The organism is Sphingobacterium sp. DR205, assembly GCF_011064245.1.
Lineage (GTDB): Bacteria > Bacteroidota > Bacteroidia > Sphingobacteriales > Sphingobacteriaceae > Sphingobacterium > Sphingobacterium athyrii.
In genome coordinates this window covers 1,782,619-1,805,340 of record NZ_CP049333.1, presented here as the reverse complement: position 1 = coordinate 1,805,340, position 22,722 = coordinate 1,782,619, and the positions used below count along the sequence as shown (strand labels likewise).

19 protein-coding genes are annotated in these 22,722 nt (G+C 40.3%); 6 read left to right on the top strand and 13 right to left on the bottom strand.

Annotation, left to right across the window (positions count from 1 at the left end):
• Position 1: 1 nt before the first annotated feature.
• Positions 2-1,234: a DUF4374 domain-containing protein gene (locus G6053_RS07600; protein ID WP_165306030.1), complete on the top strand. Its 1,233-nt coding sequence runs from the start codon at positions 2-4 to the stop codon at positions 1,232-1,234.
• 333 nt (positions 1,235-1,567) lie between these two features.
• Here the strand turns inward: G6053_RS07600 and G6053_RS07595 are convergent, their stop codons facing one another.
• Both G6053_RS07595 and G6053_RS07590 read right to left on the bottom strand, forming a co-directional pair.
• Complete coding sequence (locus G6053_RS07595) at positions 1,568-3,016, bottom strand: arylsulfatase (protein ID WP_108632665.1); 1,449 nt, start codon at positions 3,014-3,016, stop codon at positions 1,568-1,570.
• 313 nt (positions 3,017-3,329) lie between these two features.
• Positions 3,330-3,521 carry a helix-turn-helix domain-containing protein gene (locus G6053_RS07590; RefSeq protein WP_165306029.1) on the bottom strand — a complete coding sequence of 64 codons (192 nt, stop codon included), beginning with the start codon at positions 3,519-3,521 and terminating at the stop codon, positions 3,330-3,332.
• 366 nt (positions 3,522-3,887) lie between these two features.
• Here G6053_RS07590 and G6053_RS07585 point away from each other — a divergent pair, with 366 nt between their 5' ends.
• The 4 genes from G6053_RS07585 to G6053_RS07570 all read left to right on the top strand — a co-directional run bounded on the left by G6053_RS07585 (position 3,888) and on the right by G6053_RS07570 (position 8,641).
• On the top strand, positions 3,888-5,759 hold the full coding sequence (locus G6053_RS07585) for a serine hydrolase domain-containing protein (RefSeq protein WP_165306028.1): 1,872 nt from the start codon (positions 3,888-3,890) through the stop codon (positions 5,757-5,759).
• A 56-nt stretch (positions 5,760-5,815) separates the two neighbouring features.
• Positions 5,816-6,928 (top strand): helix-turn-helix domain-containing protein, encoded by a 1,113-nt coding sequence (locus G6053_RS07580; RefSeq protein ID WP_108632667.1) that lies wholly within the window; start codon positions 5,816-5,818, stop codon positions 6,926-6,928.
• A 93-nt stretch (positions 6,929-7,021) separates the two neighbouring features.
• Positions 7,022-7,714, top strand: a complete 693-nt coding sequence (locus G6053_RS07575; protein WP_165306027.1) for a hypothetical protein — start codon at positions 7,022-7,024, stop codon at positions 7,712-7,714.
• Positions 7,715-7,735: 21 nt separating this feature from the next.
• Positions 7,736-8,641, top strand: a complete 906-nt coding sequence (locus G6053_RS07570; protein WP_165306026.1) for a hypothetical protein — start codon at positions 7,736-7,738, stop codon at positions 8,639-8,641.
• Between the two features lie 77 nt (positions 8,642-8,718).
• Here the strand turns inward: G6053_RS07570 and G6053_RS07565 are convergent, their stop codons facing one another.
• From G6053_RS07565 to G6053_RS07540, 6 genes are read right to left on the bottom strand one after another with little or no spacing between them, the layout of a single operon-like run.
• A complete protein-coding gene (locus G6053_RS07565) occupies positions 8,719-9,888 on the bottom strand; it encodes a cytochrome c peroxidase (protein WP_241254946.1) in 1,170 nt (389 codons plus the stop codon).
• The gene (locus tag G6053_RS07560) at positions 9,878-11,452 is read right to left on the bottom strand and encodes a DUF6850 family outer membrane beta-barrel protein (RefSeq protein WP_165306025.1); all 1,575 of its coding nucleotides are present in this window, start codon (positions 11,450-11,452) and stop codon (positions 9,878-9,880) included. The genes G6053_RS07565 and G6053_RS07560 overlap by 11 nt, the downstream gene beginning before the upstream one ends.
• Positions 11,453-11,462: 10 nt before the next feature.
• Entirely contained in the window at positions 11,463-12,812 is a 1,350-nt protein-coding gene (locus G6053_RS07555) for a DUF4876 domain-containing protein (protein WP_165306024.1), read from the bottom strand.
• 4 nt (positions 12,813-12,816) lie between these two features.
• On the bottom strand, positions 12,817-15,840 hold the full coding sequence (locus G6053_RS07550) for a TonB-dependent receptor (RefSeq protein WP_165306023.1): 3,024 nt from the start codon (positions 15,838-15,840) through the stop codon (positions 12,817-12,819).
• A gap of 12 nt (positions 15,841-15,852) precedes the next feature.
• On the bottom strand, positions 15,853-16,845 hold the full coding sequence (locus G6053_RS07545; RefSeq protein ID WP_165306022.1) for a FecR family protein: 993 nt from the start codon (positions 16,843-16,845) through the stop codon (positions 15,853-15,855).
• A gap of 55 nt (positions 16,846-16,900) precedes the next feature.
• On the bottom strand, positions 16,901-17,461 hold the full coding sequence (locus G6053_RS07540; protein WP_165306021.1) for a sigma-70 family RNA polymerase sigma factor: 561 nt from the start codon (positions 17,459-17,461) through the stop codon (positions 16,901-16,903).
• A gap of 211 nt (positions 17,462-17,672) precedes the next feature.
• On the opposite strand from G6053_RS07540, the gene G6053_RS07535 reads away from it, so the two are divergent.
• Positions 17,673-17,942 (top strand): hypothetical protein, encoded by a 270-nt coding sequence (locus G6053_RS07535; protein WP_165306020.1) that lies wholly within the window; start codon positions 17,673-17,675, stop codon positions 17,940-17,942.
• Between the two features lie 71 nt (positions 17,943-18,013).
• On the opposite strand, the gene G6053_RS07530 is transcribed toward G6053_RS07535, so the two are convergent.
• From G6053_RS07530 to G6053_RS07510, 5 genes are all read right to left on the bottom strand, one after another.
• Positions 18,014-18,754: an FAD-binding oxidoreductase gene (locus tag G6053_RS07530; protein WP_165306019.1), complete on the bottom strand. Its 741-nt coding sequence runs from the start codon at positions 18,752-18,754 to the stop codon at positions 18,014-18,016.
• 74 nt (positions 18,755-18,828) lie between these two features.
• Complete coding sequence (locus tag G6053_RS07525; protein ID WP_241254945.1) at positions 18,829-19,431, bottom strand: Crp/Fnr family transcriptional regulator; 603 nt, start codon at positions 19,429-19,431, stop codon at positions 18,829-18,831.
• Positions 19,432-19,467: 36 nt separating this feature from the next.
• Positions 19,468-20,262, bottom strand: a complete 795-nt coding sequence (locus G6053_RS07520) for a siderophore-interacting protein (RefSeq protein ID WP_165306018.1) — start codon at positions 20,260-20,262, stop codon at positions 19,468-19,470.
• A 12-nt stretch (positions 20,263-20,274) separates the two neighbouring features.
• Complete coding sequence (gene ribB / locus G6053_RS07515) at positions 20,275-20,949, bottom strand: 3,4-dihydroxy-2-butanone-4-phosphate synthase (protein ID WP_165306017.1); 675 nt, start codon at positions 20,947-20,949, stop codon at positions 20,275-20,277.
• Between the two features lie 12 nt (positions 20,950-20,961).
• A complete protein-coding gene (locus G6053_RS07510) occupies positions 20,962-22,164 on the bottom strand; it encodes an MFS transporter (RefSeq protein WP_206531885.1) in 1,203 nt (400 codons plus the stop codon).
• Positions 22,165-22,722 lie beyond the last annotated feature (558 nt).

The following is a 22,722-nucleotide window of genomic DNA, read 5'->3' as shown; positions in this document are numbered from 1 at the left end:
CATGAACTTAAAATTCTATACAAAAATTGCATTTCTAGGAATTGCTATCTCCACTTTATCTGCTTGTAGTAAAAGCAAAGACGATTCTGCTCCAATAGTAAATAGCAGCGGAGAAAAATTCGTATTTGTTGCTTATTCTGATGGTACAGCCGGAGAGGCTGCCAATTATATCATCACTGCTGATGATCTCAGTAAAGGAGAGATTTCCATCAAGAACAATGGCGTCGAAACCAGTGCATATTCTTTTCTGGTACAAAACAATACACTCTTTGGCATTACGTATGCCAACTATGGCCCTACACAAGCTTTTAAACTTAATAGTGCCGGAAAGATGGAGAAAGCCGGAACCCAGGTAAATACTGAATTTACAGGAGCTTATACACCAATCAATAACGATGCTTATGTCGGTGTATCTCTTTCTGGTGGCATTGAAAACCCCGAAGCGACTCTTTACAAATACGATGCAAAAAATTTCAAGGTATCCCTACGCAAACCTTTTAGTCTAGACTTGTTCAAAACCGGCGAATTTGCCAATTACAATGCCGTAAAGGAAATCGGCGATAAACTTTATATGCCTCTTAACTCGGCCACGGGTATTACCGGTAAAAGTACAGCATATATCGACAGTGCATGGATCGCTGTATTTGATAAGTCTACTTTAGCTTACAAAAAATTAATCCGCGATGGCAGGATAGGCTCTATCGGAAACTGGTTCGGCATGCAAGGCGTAGAAAAAATTTCCAACGGTGATGTATATGCTTGGTCTACTTCGGGAAATGCACTGAATAAAGCGCTCACACCAAAAAATCACTCTGGAATTATCAAGATAAATCCAACAACTGATGAGGTGGATAAAACATACTTCTTCGATGTCGAAGCTGCCTCAGGACATAAAATCGCACGCGGCACTTATCTTAAAGAAGGTAAATTCCTCATGACCATGTACCAAACAAGCGAGGTGGGTGCTGTCTCTGGCGGAATTGTCAACTTGGCAATAATTGATGTCATCGGCAAAACATACACTGCTGTAAGTGGTATTCCAAATCACGCACAAATGCCTTATGATAACAAGACTTACGTGGATAGCCAGGGAAATTTAGCTTACTATGTGATGAAAAATAACGAAGGTAACTTCTATGTTTATAAAGTTGAGGTCAATAAAGCAACCGCTACGCAGGGAGCTCGCTTTGTTGGTGTCTCAAACATCACTGCCATATCAAAGTTAACATACTGATCTAAAAATCTGATTAACATAGCTATCAAAACGCGACAAAATAAATCCTGACCAGCCTGGTCTAACCTCATATGGAATGTTTTCAAAAATCTGCTTTCCAATTTTGATGTTTGATCTTAAGTCTTTTTGCTGTCTTATCATAAAATTACATTTCGTTTATAGACATGGCCAAGTACAAATTCAGTGAATTTGATAACCCGCTACAATGCAGCTTATAATTTCGAACTTGGCCATGTAAATACTTTTAATTGATTATGACGATGTAAACTAAAACAAATTAGCCCAATCTTTTTATAAAAAGATTGGGCTAATTTAATATTTAAAAGTTTGAATTTATTGAAGCTTAGTAATCAAAGGGAAAATAGAGCTTTCAACATGAGCTTTTTCGATCAGACTACGTAATTCCATTACCTTTTTTGGATTGTCGATAGCAATATTATGCTGCTCTTTTGGATCTTTCTTGAGATTGTACAATTCCATTGTTGGTGAACCGCTCATAACTTTCTGCAAAATAAGTTTCCAATCACCTTTACGGACGGCCTGACGTCCTCCATCCTCATGGAACTCCCAATAGAGATAGTCATGCTGCTTTTGCTTTTTACTATAACCCAGCAATGTCGGCACAAAAGAAATTCCATCCGTATATCTTGGATGGTCTGTTTTTGCTAGATCAGCCAGCGTTGGCATAATATCCCAAAAAGCACCTAAATAATTTGACGTTTTTCCTTTGGCAATTTTACCTGGCCAATAAGCAATAAACGGTGTCTTTATCCCACCCTCATAAAGATCCCGCTTCGTCCCCCGCAATCCACCCGAGCTATTGAAAAAATTTGGATCTGCTCCGCCCTCTTTATGTGCCCCATTATCACTGGTGAATATAATAATTGTATTATCAAGCAGGTTATTTCGACGTAATCGTTCAACAATTTGTCCTACATATGCGTCCATCCGACTTACCATACTGGCATACATCGCATGGGGCTTTTCGACACTGTTGTACCCAGGGACTGTTGCTTTGGAACCATAATCGTTTCCTCGGTAAGGCTTTTCATCAAACTTTTGAGCGTATTGCTTATAGTACTCATCCTCAGGCCCTGCGAGTTCAGCATGCGGTAGTACCGTGGGCACATAAAGAAAGAAAGGTTTATCTTTGTTGGCATCGATAAAAGCGAGGGTTCTCTCCTGAATCAATGCCGGAGCATATTCACCCTGTGCCATCAACCCATTGCCATCAAGCTCTATGCGCTTTGTATTGTGCCAAAGATGAGTGGGATAATAACGATGGGATTGACGTTGACAATTGTATCCATAAAATTCGTCAAATCCTTTCTGGTCAGGCGCTCCAGTTGTACCCACCATGCCCAATCCCCATTTGCCAAAGGCACCAGTGGTGTAACCGGCCTTTTGTAATAACATAGCGATAGTCTGCACTGAATCGGCCAATGGCTCTTGACCCTCTGGTTCAATCTCTTTATTGCCCCTGACGTAAGTGTGTCCTGTATGCTGACCGGTCATCAAAGACGAACGTGATGGCGCACAGACGGAAGTGCCTGCATAAAAGTTGTCAAACTTCATACCTGAGCTGGCCAATGAATCGATATGTTTGGTTTCAATCTTAACCTGCCCATAGGCCCCGAGATCGCCGTAGCCAAGATCATCGGCCATAATAAAGACAATATTCGGTCTTTTACTTCCATTTTGTGCAAAAATACTACTTGTTGTTGTTACCAATAATATAGCTAGGACCGCTTTCTTCAGCGCGATAAATATTAGTGCTTTCATGTGTTCTAAATGAGTGCTAAAATATGAAGGTTAGGATAATATTTACCAAACCTCGTTCTGTTTTAAATTTTTATTCTGTACCAATTGACCTTGACCAATGGTTCTCTTGGAAGCTTGCTCTTCTCTGCGGTGGCCAATATCTTATAAGCGTCAATATATATACCTGCTGTAAAGTAAAATGCAGCGAGATCAAAATTGCTTTCATTGATCCGATAAACAACACTGTTCTTAATGGCCAACTGTAGATTCTCTCTAGTATAGGCAATAGCAGAGTCCAGCTTATAGGAAGTATATTCTTGATAAAGTAGCTTGTTTAATTCATATAGCCGAGAAATAGTCTTATTCCCATCTCTTCTTTATTTTTGAAATGATAGTAAAAGGCCCCCTTGGTCACATGTGGCGTAGCCAAGATGTCATCAATACTTTTGGATTGAAAACCTTGCCTGTATATTAATTTCATTGCTCTTCTGAGAATATCTGATCTTATTGCCTGTGTTTTTGACATAAACATACCAATTAGTAAAGCGAAATTCAAATCTGGATAAACAATTACAGCAAAATGGTAGAGCAGGCATTACACTTTCTGCCAGTGAAAAAAGCAAAATTACAGTCTTCTTAACAACCTTAACATACAAAGATTTTTTAACTGATCCAAGATTTCAATGGCCATGAAAGCGTAGAGCAAGATTGCCGCAATTTAATATAATAAATTATCTAAATACCATAGCACTCCTTCCTTCTAAATGTATAATGATTACTTACCTGTTACTCCGCATATTTAATGAACTAGAAATTCCCTGAATTATCCGCTTGGATGGAGACGGACAGGTTCAGGAAAGATCATTGCTAATTTGTAAAAAAGAAAAAGCTTATGATCAACTTAAAAACTTTCTATATCGCGATACTCATTGCAGTAAATTATTTCACAGCAGCAGCACAGGTAAATTCCAATACCACCATTGCGCAACTGCATAAACAGCTCGAAACCGTTATACAAAAGGAAAACATCCCGGGTCTGATGGTCGCGATTGTTAAAAATGATAGCATTCTTTATTCTGGCGGACTGGGCTATGCAGACCTTCAGAAACACCGTCCCGTAGATCAGCTCACCCAATTTCACTTTGCCTCCGTTACCAAATTTTTCGTGGCTATGGGCATACAACAATTGATTGCTAAAGGAAAGCTTAAACTCAGCGACCATATTCGCGATATAGCACCTGAAATTCCATTCAGCAATCGTTGGGAAGATACAGATCCAGTTAGGGTGGTTCACCTCCTAGAACATACAGCAGGCTTTGATGATGTGCAGCTCAATAGTATGATAAACATAAGCGAAAAACCTCTACTTGGTATTAACGCGATCAAGGCTGTCAGCAATTCACTGACCGTTCGCTGGAAGCCCGGAACGATGATGTCCTACTCAAACCCGGGTTACAATGTACTGGGCTATATCATTGAAAAAGTGACGGACATGCCTTGGGATAAGTATCTACACGAGCAGATTTTTTTGCCACTGAATATGCACAATAGCTTATTTGATCGGAATGGAGCACGCAGGCCTAACTTCGCCATAGGTTATGATTTTCAAGATGGTGAATTCAGGCCAATGCCATTCTATCAGCCAGGTAGCAATGGAGCTGGAAGTGCACTGGTATCAAATGCCCATGATATGGCCAAATTTATGCTTTATCTGCTCAATGGCAATGCCGACAGCACACTACTAAATAATGCTTATTTAAAGGAGATGGAGACTATCCACAGTACTTTGGCCAGCCAGGCGGGATTACAGACTGGCTATGCCTTGGGAAATGATCTATTTCCGAATAATAAAAAGGTTAGCCTGCGAGGCCACAACGGCAAAGGGGAAGGTTTTGTATCCTGGCTATTTTTTAACCGTGAAGCTGGTTTAGCCTATGCCATAGCAGCCAATAGTGTCGTCAATATGTGGCCAATCTCGCAGGCTATCGAAGAATTTCTGACAAAGGACATTGCCGCTCGGAAACCAGTCAGTCTACCAATAGATGAGCAAAAAATAAAACCGCTATTAGGTTACTACCAATTTATGAATCCCAAAAATGACCGTTGGGAATTCTATCGGCGGATCTTTGGCGGCATTGAATTAAGGGAGATCAGCAAAGATCGACTCCTCGTCAAAAAAGAGAATGGACAGATAGATTCTCTTGTCCATCTGGGCGATGGCATATTTCGCGCAAAAGATGATATTCTCCCTTCTTTTGTATTAGCCAAAGATTCCAATGGTCAACCTTTCTTTCAAGGTTATGGCAATAGTTTCTATCGAAAAGTGTCCCGGGCTTCCCTTTTAATACAAAAGATTCCTATCTATCTAGGTTTTTGTGCCATTTCGATTTATATGATCTTTAGTCTGGTGGGAATAGTGCTTACACTTTTTCGAAAAATGAACCTGATGGACCTCGGAATTCCTTTATTGCCAACAGTAGGGACCTGTTGTTTTATTGCAGCCTATCGTCTCATGGGATTGACAGATGCCAGTCACAAGGAGTTGTTTACCTCTTGTAATACAACAAGTTTTTCCATTTTTCTGGGCATGCTCTTATTTGCAATATTAGTTATGGTCAGTAGTTTACTTCTCTATAAGCGTTGGTTTCAACTAAGCCCCAAATGGTTGCGTCTGCTCTTAGCGCTCTGTAATTTCTTTTTATGCTACCTGGTTGCACTACTGTCTGTAAATGGTTGGATTGGTATGCCGATCTGGATGATGTAGTTTCTTTTGATTAATTATATTTAAATTCACGGTACAAAGATAGGTTAATACAAACCATGGTCAACATACTCTATACTTTTCACGCTTTTTCAGCGGGTGCGCTTTGGTTGCTCGGAACTTTAATCTTTATGGGGGTCAACAAAACAGGTATCCGGGCCGATCGCTGGCTGGGCACATACTATTTTCTGTTGGCATGTTTATTTACCCAGCTCTTTCTCGAAGGTTTTCATATCGACAACGAAGCATTGATCCATGTCCTTGAACTACCCCGCTGGGCCACCCTCCCCTGCTTTTATCTTGCGGTTCATTACATGGTCAAACCGACGAAACCGATTCGGTATTGGGGATTACATTTTGTTCCTTTCCTGGCTTTTCTGCTTCTTTCTGTTATTTACTTAATACCGGGGCTTTTTAATAGTCACATCCATCCGCCTCAATTACCGCAGTGGATCATATTTGCTGTTAAATATTTCTTCTTTGCTCAATGTATCTTTTACTGGCTTGCTTGTTACAGACTCTTCAAAATACATCAGAATAACATTCGACAGTTATCTTCTTACACGGAAAAGATCAACATGATCTGGTTGAAATATCTATTGATCGCTCTATTATTTATGATCGTTGTCCGCTTACTGGCGTTGGCTCATTTCGCCTTTAACTCCTTTGCGCCAATCCTATATTTTATGGGCACAGTGGCACTTGGGTACGCAACTTTAACACAACGGTCAATATATACTGTTGAATCTACCGATAATCTGATTGATGAAAGTGATACAACAGAGAAAATTAAAACCGAAGAGCGGTTGACAGAACAACAGGTAGACACATTAAAAGAAAAACTCGTGCAGAAAACAACAGCTGAAAAGCTATATCTCGATCCGGGATTAACGCTCTCATCCCTCGCAGATCATATCGGCATCAATCCGCATGATCTTTCCTATATTATAAACAATGGATTGAAAAAAAACTTCTATCAATTTATTAATGAACTCCGTACGGAGGAAGCCAAAGTACTGCTATTATCAGCAGAGTCAAAGCGCCTCGATATGTTTGGGATCGCGATAAGCGCAGGCTTTAATTCAAGAACAACTTTTTATAGCAGCTTTAAAAAGGCGACCGGTATTACGCCGACAGAATATATGAAAGTCCATGGTAAAAAATTAACTTAACGCATGGCAAAGTGAAGTTTGTTCGATTGCATCCATTCGGACGTTTAGCCTATCAAAAAGACTTATTCTTGTATCATATCAACAAAAAAAATTATGATACAACAAATTAAACCACGTATTCGCTCGAAAGCGATACGCCAAATTTCTAAAGCAACCTTCGGTCTACTAGTGGGAGCATGTTGCTTTTTAGCCTCCAATGATACGTTTGCACAGATCCGCTCCACAAGTGCCTCCTACCAGCAACATCAGACTCCACTGAAATCATTTCAGGGCTACTACCAGCTACCCAATAAAGTAGCTTTCATTGCTTTCAACGAGCAAGATAATACGCTACATGCGACACAGCTATGGGATCAGAAAAAAAGATATCAGCTCGTCCGTAAAGATGATACGCATTTTGAATCCAAAAACGAAGGCTATGCGATAGAGTTCTTAAAAAATAGCGCTGGAGATTTTAGCCAAGCCAAGATCCTTGGCAGAATTGTATGTGAGCGTGTACCGTTTGACCCCAATAAAATTGTAAGTCTAACCGCATCTCAACTGAAACAGCTTGCCGGAACTTACCTTATGGCCAACGACAACAATTTAAAAATTACCATAGAACCTTCAGCACAAGGCTTAATCCTTAAACAATTGTGGGACAACAAAACAATTTCATTTACCCCACGTTCGGAGCTTTTCTTCCTCAACGAAGATGGTACCTTTCCTTTGACATTTTCTGTTTCTAATGGAAAGCTGGAGCAGATGACATGCTTTGAAAAAGATCTTTGGCTGAGGGCTGATTAATAATCCCAATAAAAAAATCGTATGAAAAGAATGATTGGCTGCTTATCCATTATACTGATGGGTATAGCACAACTAAAGGCGCAGCAGGTAGCTGATGAACAGTTTCATTATCCCATTACCGATCCGCACCATCGGGTCGGTAATGGGCCTCTGCTCCTGTTTGACGAAGCGCACAACAATCCGGTTACTTTGCGAGGAGCTTATGCTGCCTTTTCAGATCTCTTAAAAGCTGACGGGTATAGCCTCCGAAGTACCAAAGAGAAAGTTAGTTTTGAGAGCCTGAAGGAGGCAAAAGTATTCATCAGCGTAAATGCGCTATATGATCCAGAAGACTGGAGCCTACCAGCCCGTTCGGCTTTTACTGATAAGGAAATCGATCTCCTTCGTCAATGGGTATCTGACGGCGGAAACTTATTTTTGGTCACAGACCATATGCCCTGTGGTGGTTCAATACAAGCTCTTGCCGCCGCATTCGGCATTCATGTTATCAATGGTTTTGCGCTACGCAAAGATGAGCAGCCCGAAATTTTTTCAAGAGATAGAAAAACACTTTTGCCCAATGAAATCACAGCTGGATCAGGTAAAGAAATAGACAGTATAATGTGCTGGGGCGGTACGGGATTTACAGTCCCTTTAACCGCACATATTATCTCGTTGTTGAACGAAGAATATGAGATTTATCTACCGAGCGACGCTAATCAGATAAAAAGACCCATTCCAGATGATATCCCCCGGATATCGGGCAAGGGATTTGCCAATGGTGCTTATCTTAGGTTTGGGAAAGGAAGAATTGTGCTATTCGGGGACGGCGCTCCTTTTTCGGCACAACTCCATGGCATCAAAAGTAAAAAAAGGGGTATGAATCATCCTTCTGCTTACCAAAATGCACAATTGCTACTTAATATCGTTCATTGGCTCGACCAATGAACGATCAATCAATCCCAGTAACACGATATTGAAAAATTTCATGTCAGTTCCTATATTGACAGGCTTATTTTCAACTTTTATTCCGGAAGTTCAGGCATCGCAATCCGACGTTGCGTTGGTGTACTTAAAGCCTGTAGAAAAGCTATCACCGCATCAACTTCCTGTCGCGATAAATTCAATTTTTTTAATAATGGTGAATGTATAGGTCTTGTCTTTTCATCAATTTTCACATGCCTTTGTATAGGTGCCGGATTGCCCAGATTATAGAGTTCGACCACATCACGCAAGGTTGGAAAGTTGCCGTGATGCATCCAGGGACCTGTCAGGCCTGTATTTCGAAGGGATGGCGTACGGAATGCGCCAATGTCTTTTTGATCTCCCGTGAGATGGTAGTGGCCAAAATCCTGTTGTTTGCTTCCGTACAGTGTCTGTCCATCATTATGAAAAAGATTATCCGAGAACAAAGGTGTGTTGTGGCAATTTATACACCGTGCCTTTGTACGAAATAAATGCAGGCCGGTAAGTTCCTGATCGTTCAGCGCATCGGCCTGCCCCTGCACAAATCGGTCAAACTTTGTTGGATAGCTTACAATACCACGTTCAAAGGTTGCTAATGCTTGTTGTATTCGGAACAGGGTAATCTGTTTATCCCCAAAAGCCTGTTCGAAGTATGCCGCATAGCCAGGCACAGCTTTTACATGCGCTATTAAAGTATCTAACGGCGTATTCATTTCCAAATGGTCCTGTGTCGGCAACAAAACCTGATCTTCCAGACTCTTAGCACGGCCATCCCACATAAAAGATTTGTAAAATGCGACATTGTATAGCGTCATCGCATTTCTTTTTCCCTCTCGCCTTCCATGACCGTGCGCAAGGCTTTTTCCATCTCCAAATCCCAATTGCGGGTCATGACAACTTGCGCATGATATTTGCTTCGATGCCGAAAGTCTGGGGTCAAAAAACAATAACTTTCCGAGCAATGATTTTTCCTTGCTATAAGGATTATCTGCCGGATAGCTTACCTCGGGCAATACCCCGATATCCACAAAATTAGGTCTCACAGCTGAGTCGATATGTGGTTTGGGCCATAGTTCCTGGCGGCCGCTACTGTAGCGTTGGCGCAATGCCTGTAGATCTTCCTGCTCGTCAGTACGATTTGCAAATGCCGAAATCAACAAAGGTGCAATAAAGATGGCGATAACAATCAGTGTATTCTTCTTCATCAAGGTCCACTTCCTAAAATCCATATGCTACCATTAAATTCACTTGTTTCCGGGTGGTCCCTATAGGGGCAAGATTCTCGCGATTCAGATCAGATAAACGTCCCACTTTTTGATAATTGTAGTCTGCTATCAAGTGAATGAAATTCCCCTTTCTTAAGCGCTGTTTGAAACCCAATTTTACTTTACCTCCATATAAATTTGCACGACTGTAAAGGACATCATGATAAAAAACATATTGGTGGAATACATTTTCATTGATTTGTGGTAACGACCAGGATGTTCCTATATTTTGGCGAAGAGAACCTGTGAGACCAAATTCTATTTCTTGATTCGTAGCGGTTATATAGGTCCACGCTCCATTGAGTTGATAGTTTAAATGCTCGTAGTCCAGACTTGTACCAGTGCCACCATCCCTTCTGATTTCATTCAATATACTAATTTTGCCGCCGTAATAGTGTTGCCACTTCTTCTTCGCTAGCATATAAGATAAATTCAATGCGCCATTATCATTCTGGTAAACATAATTCTGTGCGTTGCCACTTTCCGTTACCTGATCCTTTCCACGTGTGCTCGACCAATCAAACGATGCCATATAGGAATGAACTCCTTTGGACAGCTGCCATACCAAATTATAGTCTAGTCGATTTAAATTATACTGACTGAGTTCATTGATGCGAGACTCGTTGCGCAGCGTTTGTCGATACTTCTGTTCTTCACGCAAATAAGCTGCATTGCCATAAAAGTCACCTATTGAAGAAGTCCATGAAAAGTAAACCTTACCACCAAAGCGCTTCATGTCATTCTGATAGAACATCTTCTGCTCCAGGAGCCAGTCACTTACCTTCCATCCATACCCTCTGATAATATAATTCATATAGGGTGATTCCACAGCGCTTGTGGCCGTATTTCCATTTTTATAAGCTATTTCAAAATCCTCCTGTCCATAACCATACTTCCCTTCGATACCAATATCAAAATCTGTGGCTATACGCATGCTACCGCCCGCTGTACCGTTCAGTTGCGCTACGCGGATGCTACCTCTCGGATCATTATTGCTAAAATGATTGCCTACCTGGTAATCGAATCCACCAAAAACAGCATATTTTCTGTCTGCAAAATAACGCTGTCCGCGTGTCTGGATACGATAGGTCGTTCGTTCATAATGATTGTAACCATAGGAGCCAAAATACCAGGGGGAAGAAGTGTTTTCTCTGGTCTGATGGGCAAACCTCGTACTGTCCTCGACAGATCTCGTATAATTGAAACGCCCCCACAAGCGTACATCTTTAATAGTAACAGCTCCCTCCGAACTAAAATTCAGCGTATTTACCCGCTGTGCGTCCTGGGCGCGGTGATAATCGCCCGAGGTGGAATTGTATCCCATACTAATCAAACTGTAACGCTGCGGCACCTTCTTTTCCAGCCACATCGGATTATCGACAGCATACTGCCGTAAGCGCAATTGCATGCTATCCTGGTCAATATATTGAATATAGGGTATGGTATCTTGTCTTGCTATCGCTTTGGCCGGAAGCTGGGACAACGCCCCAACAATTAGGCATAAGGTAACTTGAATATAGTTTTTCATTTTTCTTTGCTTAATCAATAAATCCCTTTGGATTTGCCTTCATTGACACAAAATCATCACTTGAGTTATTAGAATCCTCCAGTATTCTTTTTCCATTGATAATCTCTTTTGTTTTCCTAATAACTGAATTTGAGGAACGCACACCTCCGTCTACAGCGATAGACCCTGCATCGATTTTTGCCGTAAATCGTTTCGGATATTGTGTAGAGGTTGAGGACTGAATTTCCACACCATCCAAAATATTAGCTACTGGAATCTGGAGGTAATCTGTGCCCAAATTTTCCCGTCCATCAGCATATGGCGGCATATAGCCCTTCCAACTGATTACCGGTCCCATGTTCTGATCACGGAAAATGATCCAGCTGCGTTGGCCCGCTTGGTTCATAATCATGTCAGCACCAACACCCCGGTTGATCAGCCTTATATTGGGAACATTTGGATTATCGATGTCAGATGCCAAAGGTTTGGTACTTCCAAGATAGGGTACATAATAAGCTTCAAAATCTGCCTTGCTGAGGTCGATGGTGAGGCTCGGATTCTTTACGGAGATCCCGACCCCGTCAGCTCCTATATAGGGCGACTGATGGTTAGCTGCTGTTGAGGCGACAACAATACTCTCGCCCGGCAGAATCGGATAGTCCTTTCCACTGCCCGGAAGCTGGATGATCAGATGAGCGTAGACATAATCATTATTGGCATCAATATCCTGTGGCATACGATACGACTTACTCCAATCATACTGTCCACTATTGGGCTGGTACACATAGGTGGTACTCGCATTTGTCGTACCAAAAGCTTCGGCTATATAGAGACTGTCTGCATAACGGACCTGATCGGAATTATTATAGATTTCGATAAATTGATCCCTAAAACTAGCGCCTTGATTGGCGTCTGAACCTGCGTAATAAATCTGTTTGATAACCAAGCCCTCCTCATTACTATTACCGGTCAGGAGAGAAAGGTCCCAATGTGTCGCCGCCGACCCTTTGACGACTTCGATCCGACGAATCACCGAACTAAAGGTAACCTCACTGTCTTCACGCTGCCCTGTTAACTGGTTGAATTCTGCAGCACTGAATTTTTTCACGACCTGAACATTATACGTATTAGGCGCCAGATCCACGAACTCAATTACACCATTTTCATCAGATTTTACCGTCAACAACAGTTTGCCTTTCAAGGTGTAAAGGTTTAAAGTAATATCATCCAACGGCAATTTATTGGCATAGGTTTCACTTTCGTAGGACGCACTCAACGAGATGTCTACCGATCCATTTTCGGCATAGCTATCTTTTTGACAGCCGCTAAAAAGATAGCTGGAGCCAAAGATTAAAAGTATAAGTTTAATGATGATTTTCATGGCGTTATAGTTTAAGTCTGAGTTGCGCACCGTAAGTAGGTTTGCCATTGGGAATGATCATGGAATTATCAGAACGTTTGTACTGTGGACGATAATTAAATACGTTATAGACATGAAAAGCCAAGCTTAGCCGTTTACTGATTTCCTTCGATACATTTAAGTGGAAATTTGTATAGACAGCAGGCTGGTTCTGATTGTTGATTTCTTCTATTGGCTTTAGCGTATGCGCATAATTGACATTGTCACGATCAAAATTGTCTATGGCATGGTAGGCTCCATCCTGCGTATAATAACCGATAGGTATGCCGTCGGACGCATCGGTATTCGTTTTATTCATGAGGTTAAATTCGGTCGTAAAATTGATCAACAGTTTAGCCTTAGGAATATGCGTACTTGAAGTAATTGCCGCATTGCTTACCGTAGTCGTCCTGCGCTGTGTTGGATATATTGCAGATTCTGCACGATTGGGATTGTCGGTGTTGTTGGGAAATGTCGCCATATTCTGCAAGGGTCTATAGGTTGATTTGGTCAATCCCGCCCTTAGATTAAACGAGGTAGCGATGGCCATCCATTTTGGGGTCGATAGCATGAATTCGATCCCCTGAGTTCTTTTGTCGTCAGCATTCATAAATTCAAATCGCGATAGCCTATATTGTTTTGTCCCATCAATAATATAGGGAACTTCCGCATTGGGATCGGGATTATCGTTGTATTTGTCCAGCACGATTTTCTCAAAACTGTTGACGGTAACGACATCTCTGTAATTCCTTTTATGATAAAGGTTCACCCCCCATTTAAAATCTTTATATTCATAGGTGGCTGAAAATTCGAGCTGTTCGGACAACGAAGGCTTAAGCTTACTATTATCCGGTGTAAATTTATCTACATACATCAGGTAAAGGCTATTTGCCTCATCGACACTTCCCCCATTAAAAGCGGTATGCTGAAATAAAGGAATCTCATAAAATACCGGGCCCGGATACAATTGCGCCAATGCGGGCGCTTTACTTGCCCAGCCATATGCTACCCCCACTGTCAGCGCAGGGGTAATTGCATAGTTAATATTCGTACGTGGTGAAAATGTAATATATTTTTCAAATTTGTCCAACCGTGTACCAATACGGACGTTCAGGTCACGCTCAGCGATTTTCGCCGTAAAGAGGTCTTCCGCATAAAATCCCAGCTGTTGTTGTCCATGGATACGTGAGACATCATAATAGCGTTCTTTGCGAATATCAGCATTTGCTGCGATGGTATTATTGCGTGGTCTGGACGGGTCGACAATCTGTCCCTTTCCTATATTTTTTGAGTAATTAAAAAATGAACCAAAATTCACTTGATGCAGTAGGTCGCCGGTCTGAAATGTGCCCGTCAGATCCAGGCGTGCTGTTAAATCGATGGGTTTACCCTCAATATTGGTTACCGCCTGATAAATCCCGCTTGCATATTGGCCTTGATGAACTCCTATTTCTGTGGCATCTGAGTAGATGATATAAGTACCGTTGACGTCCTGTTCTTTATATGTATTCTGATAAGTTTCGCTGTAACGGACATTCAACCCGATATTGGAAAGAAAACCTCGGTCAATCCGATAATTGGCGCGGCTTCCGATAGCGAAATTATATGATTTGAAGCGCATGACCGCAGCCGTTGGATCATCACTATCACGACGGACTTTATCCATGTTGCGGCCATAATCTATGGATAAGGTATTGGTGAAAGCTTTTTCTTTTCCGGCGAAAGTGCTCCACATGATATTTCCGCCAACACGATCGTAGGATTTCATCTTATCCCTGTTGTCTTCAAAGGAGCGCGTGAAATTTCCACCAACAGTGAAAGCTCCAAACTTACGGGTATCAATACCTTTACTAACTCCGTAAACGGTTGCATTATCGCGAAGTTGAACATTAAAATTGAGCGGCGTTTTTCCTGCAATACGATTGATGATAATCGCACCATTTGTCATATCCCCATACTTCACGGAGGGTACGCCGGCAGCAATTTCTATACTTTCGATATTGTCTGTGGCAATCTGGCGGAGATCGGTACCTCCAAAAGTATAATCACCGGTATAATTATCTGTACTGGCATCACTGCCACTCAGCCCAGATATCTTGCCACTGACGTAGGAATTACCCATACCATAGATTCCCGCATTTAAGGTCTGCATATTGGCGTTGTTGGACAATGCGATACCATCCATGATTAGGGCTACACCAAAAGAATTATTGAGTGCAAATGGATCTTTGTTGGAAAAAGAATTTGTGCCTAATGTTGCACTTCTTAAATTAGCTTGCTGGACCTGTTGTAAAGAGGGTGCGGCAAGCTTTTGTCCAGGAATAAGGCTCAATAAATCATTGATACTTAATGCGCCCGACTGTTCGATCACTTCGCGGTTGATATAAAGTGAACTATTGCTTTCCAGTCGCCTGTTAGTCCGGGGAGTGACGGCTATTTCTTCCAGCCCTACACTCAATGTTGGTAATATGATGTCGGCAATAGCATTATTTGTTCCATTTAAAACAGTTGTAATGGAAGTCCCTTGTCTTCCGATCATGGAAAACTGCAAATTTGCTGACTTCAGCCGATGGGCCGGAAACTGGAATTTAAACGAGCCATTATTATCCGTAAAATAGTACTGGTTCAGTTCTTTAAGATGTACGGTTACCAATGGTATTCCTTGCCCATTCTCATCGACAACTCTACCCGATAGCACACCCAAAGAAGCCTTACTGATCAAAATATTCTTACCTGAGACCTGCAATTTGAGATAAGTTAACTGTTCCAGCTGATTTAAAACCTGTGGAAGGGCCCCATTTACCTCGATATTGATACGGCGCTCCACATTGATCTGAGATTCGTCATAGAGAAAGCTATAACCCGATTTTTCTTCAATCTGCTTCAAAACAGACCTTAGTGGTTGATTTTTGCTTTCAATCTTCAGTTGTTGTGCATCTACAACTAACACCTGAAAAGAAAGAAGTACACCAAGAAGCAGGGCGCTTCTATTGATGGATTTAGAAGACATAGATATATGATGTTATTTTTTGCGAACGATAAGTGTATTGGATTCGATGTTGAACCGGTAGTCTGTTGTCATGGAAAGTTTTTCAAGCACCATTTCCAATGGCTCGTGTCCTATGGTCCCTGAATACATCAGTTTGATATCTGGTCGGTCCTGCACGATGATTCCATATTTTCGGTTCAGCTGTCTGGCTATTTCGCTGAAAGTGGCCCTCTCAAAATGCAAAACACCCGCCATATTTTCCTTTTCTTTCGCTGGATCAAAGGATTCTACCGCAAAGGTCGCTTTGTTTTTATTATATACAATAGCCTGACCTGGATTTAGCTGTAATCTCTGGGCTCCCTTTAAAACCTCCACCTTCCCCGTAAACAAAGCTATTTTTGACAGTTCATCATCTTCAAAAGCGTGTACATTAAAAGAAGTTCCCAACACTTTGATTTCAAGTTCACCTGTTTGAATAATAAAAGGCTTATGGCTGTTATGAGTAACTTCAAAATAGCCTTCCCCATTCAGGCTAACTATCCGCTTATCTCCCGTGAAATGCTTCGGATATCGCAGTGTAGACGTTGGGCCGAGCTTCACTTTGGTACTATCGCTCAAAAGTACATTCATATACTTACCGGTCGGTACCAGCTGGCTGACAAGCTCAATTTGACTGGCATTTTCCGCTAGCGGCAATTGTCTTTTCAAAAATAGCAAACCCATGGATACGAATAAAAGACTGACAGCGGCATAGCCGATCCACCTGTAGTTTCGTAAACGATGTACTGGAGTGTTATTTTTATGGATAAAGGCCTGAAGTCGGGCACGCTCCTCATCTATCTCGACCGGACTTGGACCAGCCTGCATCAGTTCGACTAATCCTTTCGCATCTTCTATAAGCTGCCGATGCTGCGGATTTGCCTCAACCCATTGTTTCCAATATTCCATATCCTCAAGCCCTGCTTGCAGACAATAATTGATAAAGGATTCATCACAGATCAGTTTTTCCAAAGTAGGTTGTTCCATTGCTTGATGTTGCGTTTATACAATAGTGCAGCAAAGTCTCTTTTTTTACCTATTTTTATTTGGAAAAATTTAAAATAACAACAATAACGACTGATAGTGAGCCTTTTAATTTTTTAATCGCTTCATGAACAACGTTGTAAACTGTTCTTAGTGCGGCATTTTCCATGTCCGCGATTTCCTCATAACTCTTATTTTGAAAAAACTTTAGATCAATATAGCGATGCTGTTTTTTCGTCAGGTTGTCCATCGCTGCACGCAGCGCCTGATCCCGTTCCAACGTTTCTTCAATTATGATTTTTTGCGATTCGATAGAATCCTCTATCGGTGTGTGCAACAGGTCTTCCAGTGGTATATTTTGGTAAGTATGCTGTTTGTAGATCACGCGTTTTAGCCATACAAAGAGATAATATTTTGGATCTGTAGTTAGCATGGGTAATTTTTCCCGTTTTTCCCATAGGTCACAGAATAAGATATGGATGGATTCTTTTACAACTTCACGGTCGGCATTAATTTTCAATCCGTAGCGGAACAGGGCTGTATATAACGAGTCGTATAAGGCCAAAAAACTGTTGCTATCGCCGGTTTTAATCGAGTTCCATATTTTTAGTGCATCCAAGTGCGCAAAATAAACAATTATTTAGATCTATTCCAAATAATATTAAATCTTTAGTATTCCATCTTTTTCACTTAGAATATGACCTCTCCAAAAGAACTGGATTATTTAAAAGACACCATCACTACCCAACGATTCATAAATCTCATCTTGCGAATTGTAAGTCCATTCATAAACAAATACAAACCTCTATATATTTAAAATTTAATTCAAGATGACTATGTTGAGCAAATACAAATTCAGTAAAAATCCACTGCATTATATTTATGCCCTGATCTGGTTGGGGGTGTTCGCTACTTTTGCTTTTTATCTCTTCACTGGGGAGATGTTCAGGCCGGAAAACGGCAAGATCCATATTGTAGCAATTCTTATCGCTTGGGTTGTACAATATCTTGGCCTTACACTGACATGCCTGATCATCCTATTTTTAGGGGTATACAAAGCATTACGAACCGTTTTAGACAAGAAAGAAACTGAATCTTAATAAGTTGATACGCATGGTCAAAAATACTAAAGGCAAATTTTCCCTTCAGCAAGTCACAGCATTACCATTTGTTAAGACATACGGTCATTAAATTTTTTGTGATTATTTGCGTTACCGTTTTTTTTCCAAAAACTTTTGAAATAAATACGCTGTATGTCAAAATCGGGATTGTCTTTCAAAAATTTATATATGGCAGTGGCGTTTTCCGAATCGCCCAACACATAGGCGACTGTATTTTTGCTATCTTTTGGAAAATAAATGTTGATTAGGTCTAAAATACTTTCGGAATCTATTGGCCTTAAAATATAATATTTTAAAGGAAAACTATGGTCAATATCCGGGAATACATCCTCTTTGCTCCCTGCATAAATCAGACTGTAGACCTCTTTACTGACTGCAAGTGCCCGGTTGATCTCGTACAGATGCGATAAAGCTGTGATGTCACCAATTAAAAAATAATTTTCTCCGGATTGATCTATAACTAAGTCGCCTGAAGGTTCTTTGAAAAATATCGTATCCCCCTCCTGTATGCCTTTTACCCAGTCTGTACCTTCGCCGTTTGAGAATGTATTAATGGCAAGATCAGCTATGTTATAGACCGGTTCGTAATTCCAGAAAGAATATTCGCGGGAAACGCTGTGTGGATTATAATAAGGGTTGGAAAGAAATACATCCGTAGTAAAGCCTGCAACATATTTAATTTTGGAAAAATCAGCACTCTGGATTTTGATATGAATAGTATGTTCGGCTATCTTACTTTTTTGAAGAATAATGCCGGTAAAGATTTCTAAAGTTGTACCCTGATTGCTCATTGTCTGAAAATTAATGATGTAAATTTGCTAAGACCTGCATCCTAAAACATTGACTTGAGTCAAAAAATGAAAAATCAAAGCTTAGATTTCAACCGACTGAGTGTTTCCTGTGATATATTAAGATAAGACGCTACCATTTTGTTGGACAGCCGGCGCACTATAATAGGACTTTCGTCCAATAACTGACGGTATTTTTCCAATGCATCCTGAATAAGAAATGACATCAGTCGTTTGGTATTGTTAACGTAAGCAATTTCAAGATAAATTCGGTAAAACTTTTCCCATTGTGGTACAATCTCCAAAAGTTGGTAAAAATTTTTGTGCGTGATATAATAGACTTCTGAATCTTCTACTGCCTGAATAAATTCCTCGGAAGGTTCCGAAGTTATAAAACTGACTAAAGCAGTGGCAAACTGATTTTCAAAAGCAAAATACCGTGTAGAATCCTGTCCTTCTTCATTAATAAAGAAAATACGCACGCAGCCCTTTACCACGAAAAACGTCCGTTGGCTGGATTGTCCGTGCGTAAGAAGCAACTCATTCTTCTTCGCTTTCATCGGTTTGAAATAAGAAAGAATAGTCGCCAATTCCTCATTTGTTACGGATATTTTGCTTTTGATATAGGAAATTAAAAGTTCTTCCATTCCATTGAAATCAGTCTCAGTCAAATTTACCATTAATTGATAAAACGTAATATTGCCTCGATTTAAAATTTATCGTTCAGATGGTATTTCATCTTCTGATGCTCCGGCTTTCCAATAACTGCATGTGTAAATGAGATGCGGATTCCATTCCATTTCGTCTCGGAAATAGTTACGCAGTTCTTTTACCGTTTTATATTCCGCAGCAACATAAATGTAAGTATCTTTTTCATTATCTGAAAAACTATTCAATAATGCCTTTTCTGCTAAATGACTTCCGTTTTCAGGATTGGTGTTATGCAACCATTCCACTTCAACATTCGCAGCCGAACACAGCAAAATTTCATCTTCTTTGCTGTGGACTTCCAATATAGCCTTTGCTGACACTCGCCAAGGCAGCTGTTCCAAAATTACTGTTATCACAGGGACAGCAGTGGCATCACCCACAAAAAAATAAGCATCTGCTTTAGGAACTAATGCTCTTTTGCTTTCTTTCATCCCGATTCCCAAAGGGTCGCCTATTTTTGCATTGATTGCCCAGGCAGAAGCCGGGCCATTTTCCCCGTGAGCCACAAAATCAATCGTCAATTCTTTGTTTTTCAAGTCGATTTTGCGGTTGGTATAAGTTCTAGTAACAGCGGAAAATTCCGTTTTTATTTGCGAACCACCTTCTAGAAAATAGATAATGTCCACATTCGTCGGTGGTATGAAAATTTTATTATTAGAACCTTCCTGCACATTGGACAATAATGGCATTTGTTCATCTGAAATTCCGAACACCACGCGGATAAAGTGCGGCGTAAGGAACTCTTTTCTTTTGACGGTAAATACAGAGCGTATTTTCCGTGTATTGGTCTGATTTATCATTACACATTTGTTTTATAAAAACATCTCAGTTTTCAGTGGGAATTCCACTGTATGGTATTTTCTGTACGCAATAATATCCTCAATAGATAAAACCATCAAGTTATTTTTACCGGCAAATTCTATAATCTCTGGCAGGCGTGACATTGTGCCATCATCATTCATTAATTCGCATAAGACAGAGATCGGTTTTAATCCAGCCAGTTTCATCAAATCAATACTCCCCTCAGTATGTCCGTTTCTGGCCAAAACACCGTTATCACTGGATCTTAGCGGAAATATATGTCCGGGACGTACCAAATCGCCGGGTTGGGCATTGTCTGCGCATGCTGCCTTGATGCTTGCAATTCTGTCGGAAGCAGAAAGGCCGGTTGTAGTTCCTTTTTTCGCATCAATAGAAACCGTAAATGGTGTATGAAACGGACTGGAATTATCATTCACCATAAAAGGTAACTCTAATTCATCTGCTTTTTCATTGGTAAGGCAAAGGCATACGACACCACTACAATGCCGAATCATCTGTACCATATCTTTTGTATTCATTTTTTCGGCGGAAAAAATAAGGTCGCCTTCATTTTCCCGATCTTCATCATCAATTAATAATACGCCCTTGCCAAATTGCAATTCTTTTATAGCGTTTTCAACTCGTTCTTTTGCGTTAGCACCGAATATTTCTAAGGTGTTTTTCATTCTTAGATTTTTTTACTTTTTGTTAAACATTAAAATTATAATCGACAAGACACAGCTTATGCCCCCGAATAAATATACTGCCTGATAATTGAACCATCCTGCTATCAGCCCCGCCATCGGACCGGCAATACCCAACGATAAATCAACAAATGCAACATAAGCTCCAAGAGCCGTTCCTCTCATTTGAGGTTTCACCTTTTTGATGGCTAATACACCCAAGGCTGGAAATACCAAAGAAAAACCGATACCGGTCAATCCGCATCCGATAATAGCAGCGGTTTTGGAAACAGAAGTCCAGATGAATACCTGCCCCACAACTTCTATAAACAAGGATATTAATGCAATTTTGTAACCTCCAAATCTGTCGGGAAAAGATGCAAAGAATATCCGCGTCAGTACATAGCACGCTCCAAAAACCATAAATGCTAGAGAGGCATCTCCCCAGTTTTTCTCAGTAAAGAACAAGGCGATAAATGAAGCAATACACCCAAATGCCAAAGAAGAAAATGCAAGACTTAATCCCTGACCAGATATTGCTCCGATTACTTTGTAAAAAGGTGTTCTGATATGGTCTTTGTCTATCGGGATTGCAGGAAGTTTTGCCGTGGCCAGCCAGCTCACAAATGGCAATACTATAATCAGCAAAAATGCCGGTAAATCCGCGAAAGATCTTTCTAACCAAATACTTAGTGGCGCTCCGATTGCGATACCCGCATACATTGCAATACCATTCCAAGTCATTACTTTGCCGGAATTAGAATGACCAACCAAACCGATACCCCAAGTTAAAGCACCGGTTACTAAAAAACTTTCCCCAACACCGTGAATAATCCGCGCTAAAAGTAGTAATACCAGAGCAAGAGCTCTGTTAACCTGAAAATAAACAGCCAAAACGTAAACAACCCCGGCAATGACAGCCAAAACAACACCTGACATTTTGCTTTTCTTCGCACCTTGGGTATCTGTAATTTTACCCGAATATGCCCGGGTTATTAAGGTTGAAACAAACTGTAAACCGATAACGAGACCGACAATGATACTGTCGTAACCGAGATTGCTCTGCACAAACTTTGGAAGTATACCTAATGCAATCCCTATGGTAAGGTACACCCCAAATACAGCTATAATAATCGGTGTGGTAGCCTGATAAAAATTAATTGTTTTCCCTTTTTCTAATGTTACACTCATAAAATTTTGTTTTAAAAAATAATTCAAGTGCAAATATGCAATTGCCGGAAAGGGTAAACATTGACTTGAGTCAAAAAAGGAAAATAGTTTAAAAAGATTGCATTAGATGAAAAACAGTATAAACAATCATTTGATGGTATTTTATCAAATCCGCCCCCGTTCGGTTCAAAAGGAGACCTGCAGATCTAGCCGCTAGGCTTACAGGGGAGAAAGTCTAGAAATTTTTTGGAGCAGTCAAAGAGTTATCCAACATGTATTTGATCATGAGCATTCAATTGATACAAATGTAGTAGCACAATTGCAAAAAAAATATTCAGAAATATGACTAATGAGATTAAATTGATGATTTAATTAACACAAAATACTAAAAAAACTTATTCCACATCAATATTTACAATAAAAACAGAAGATATTTACTAAAAACAAAGCACTTTAAACTTAAAGCAATAATAAAACAAACATAAAAACAAAAAAACATAAACAATAAACCACAAAAAAACAAAATAACATAAATAATAAAAATAAAACCAACCAAAAACATGTTTTATATAATATTATTTTTAAATTTGATATAAATAATTGAAA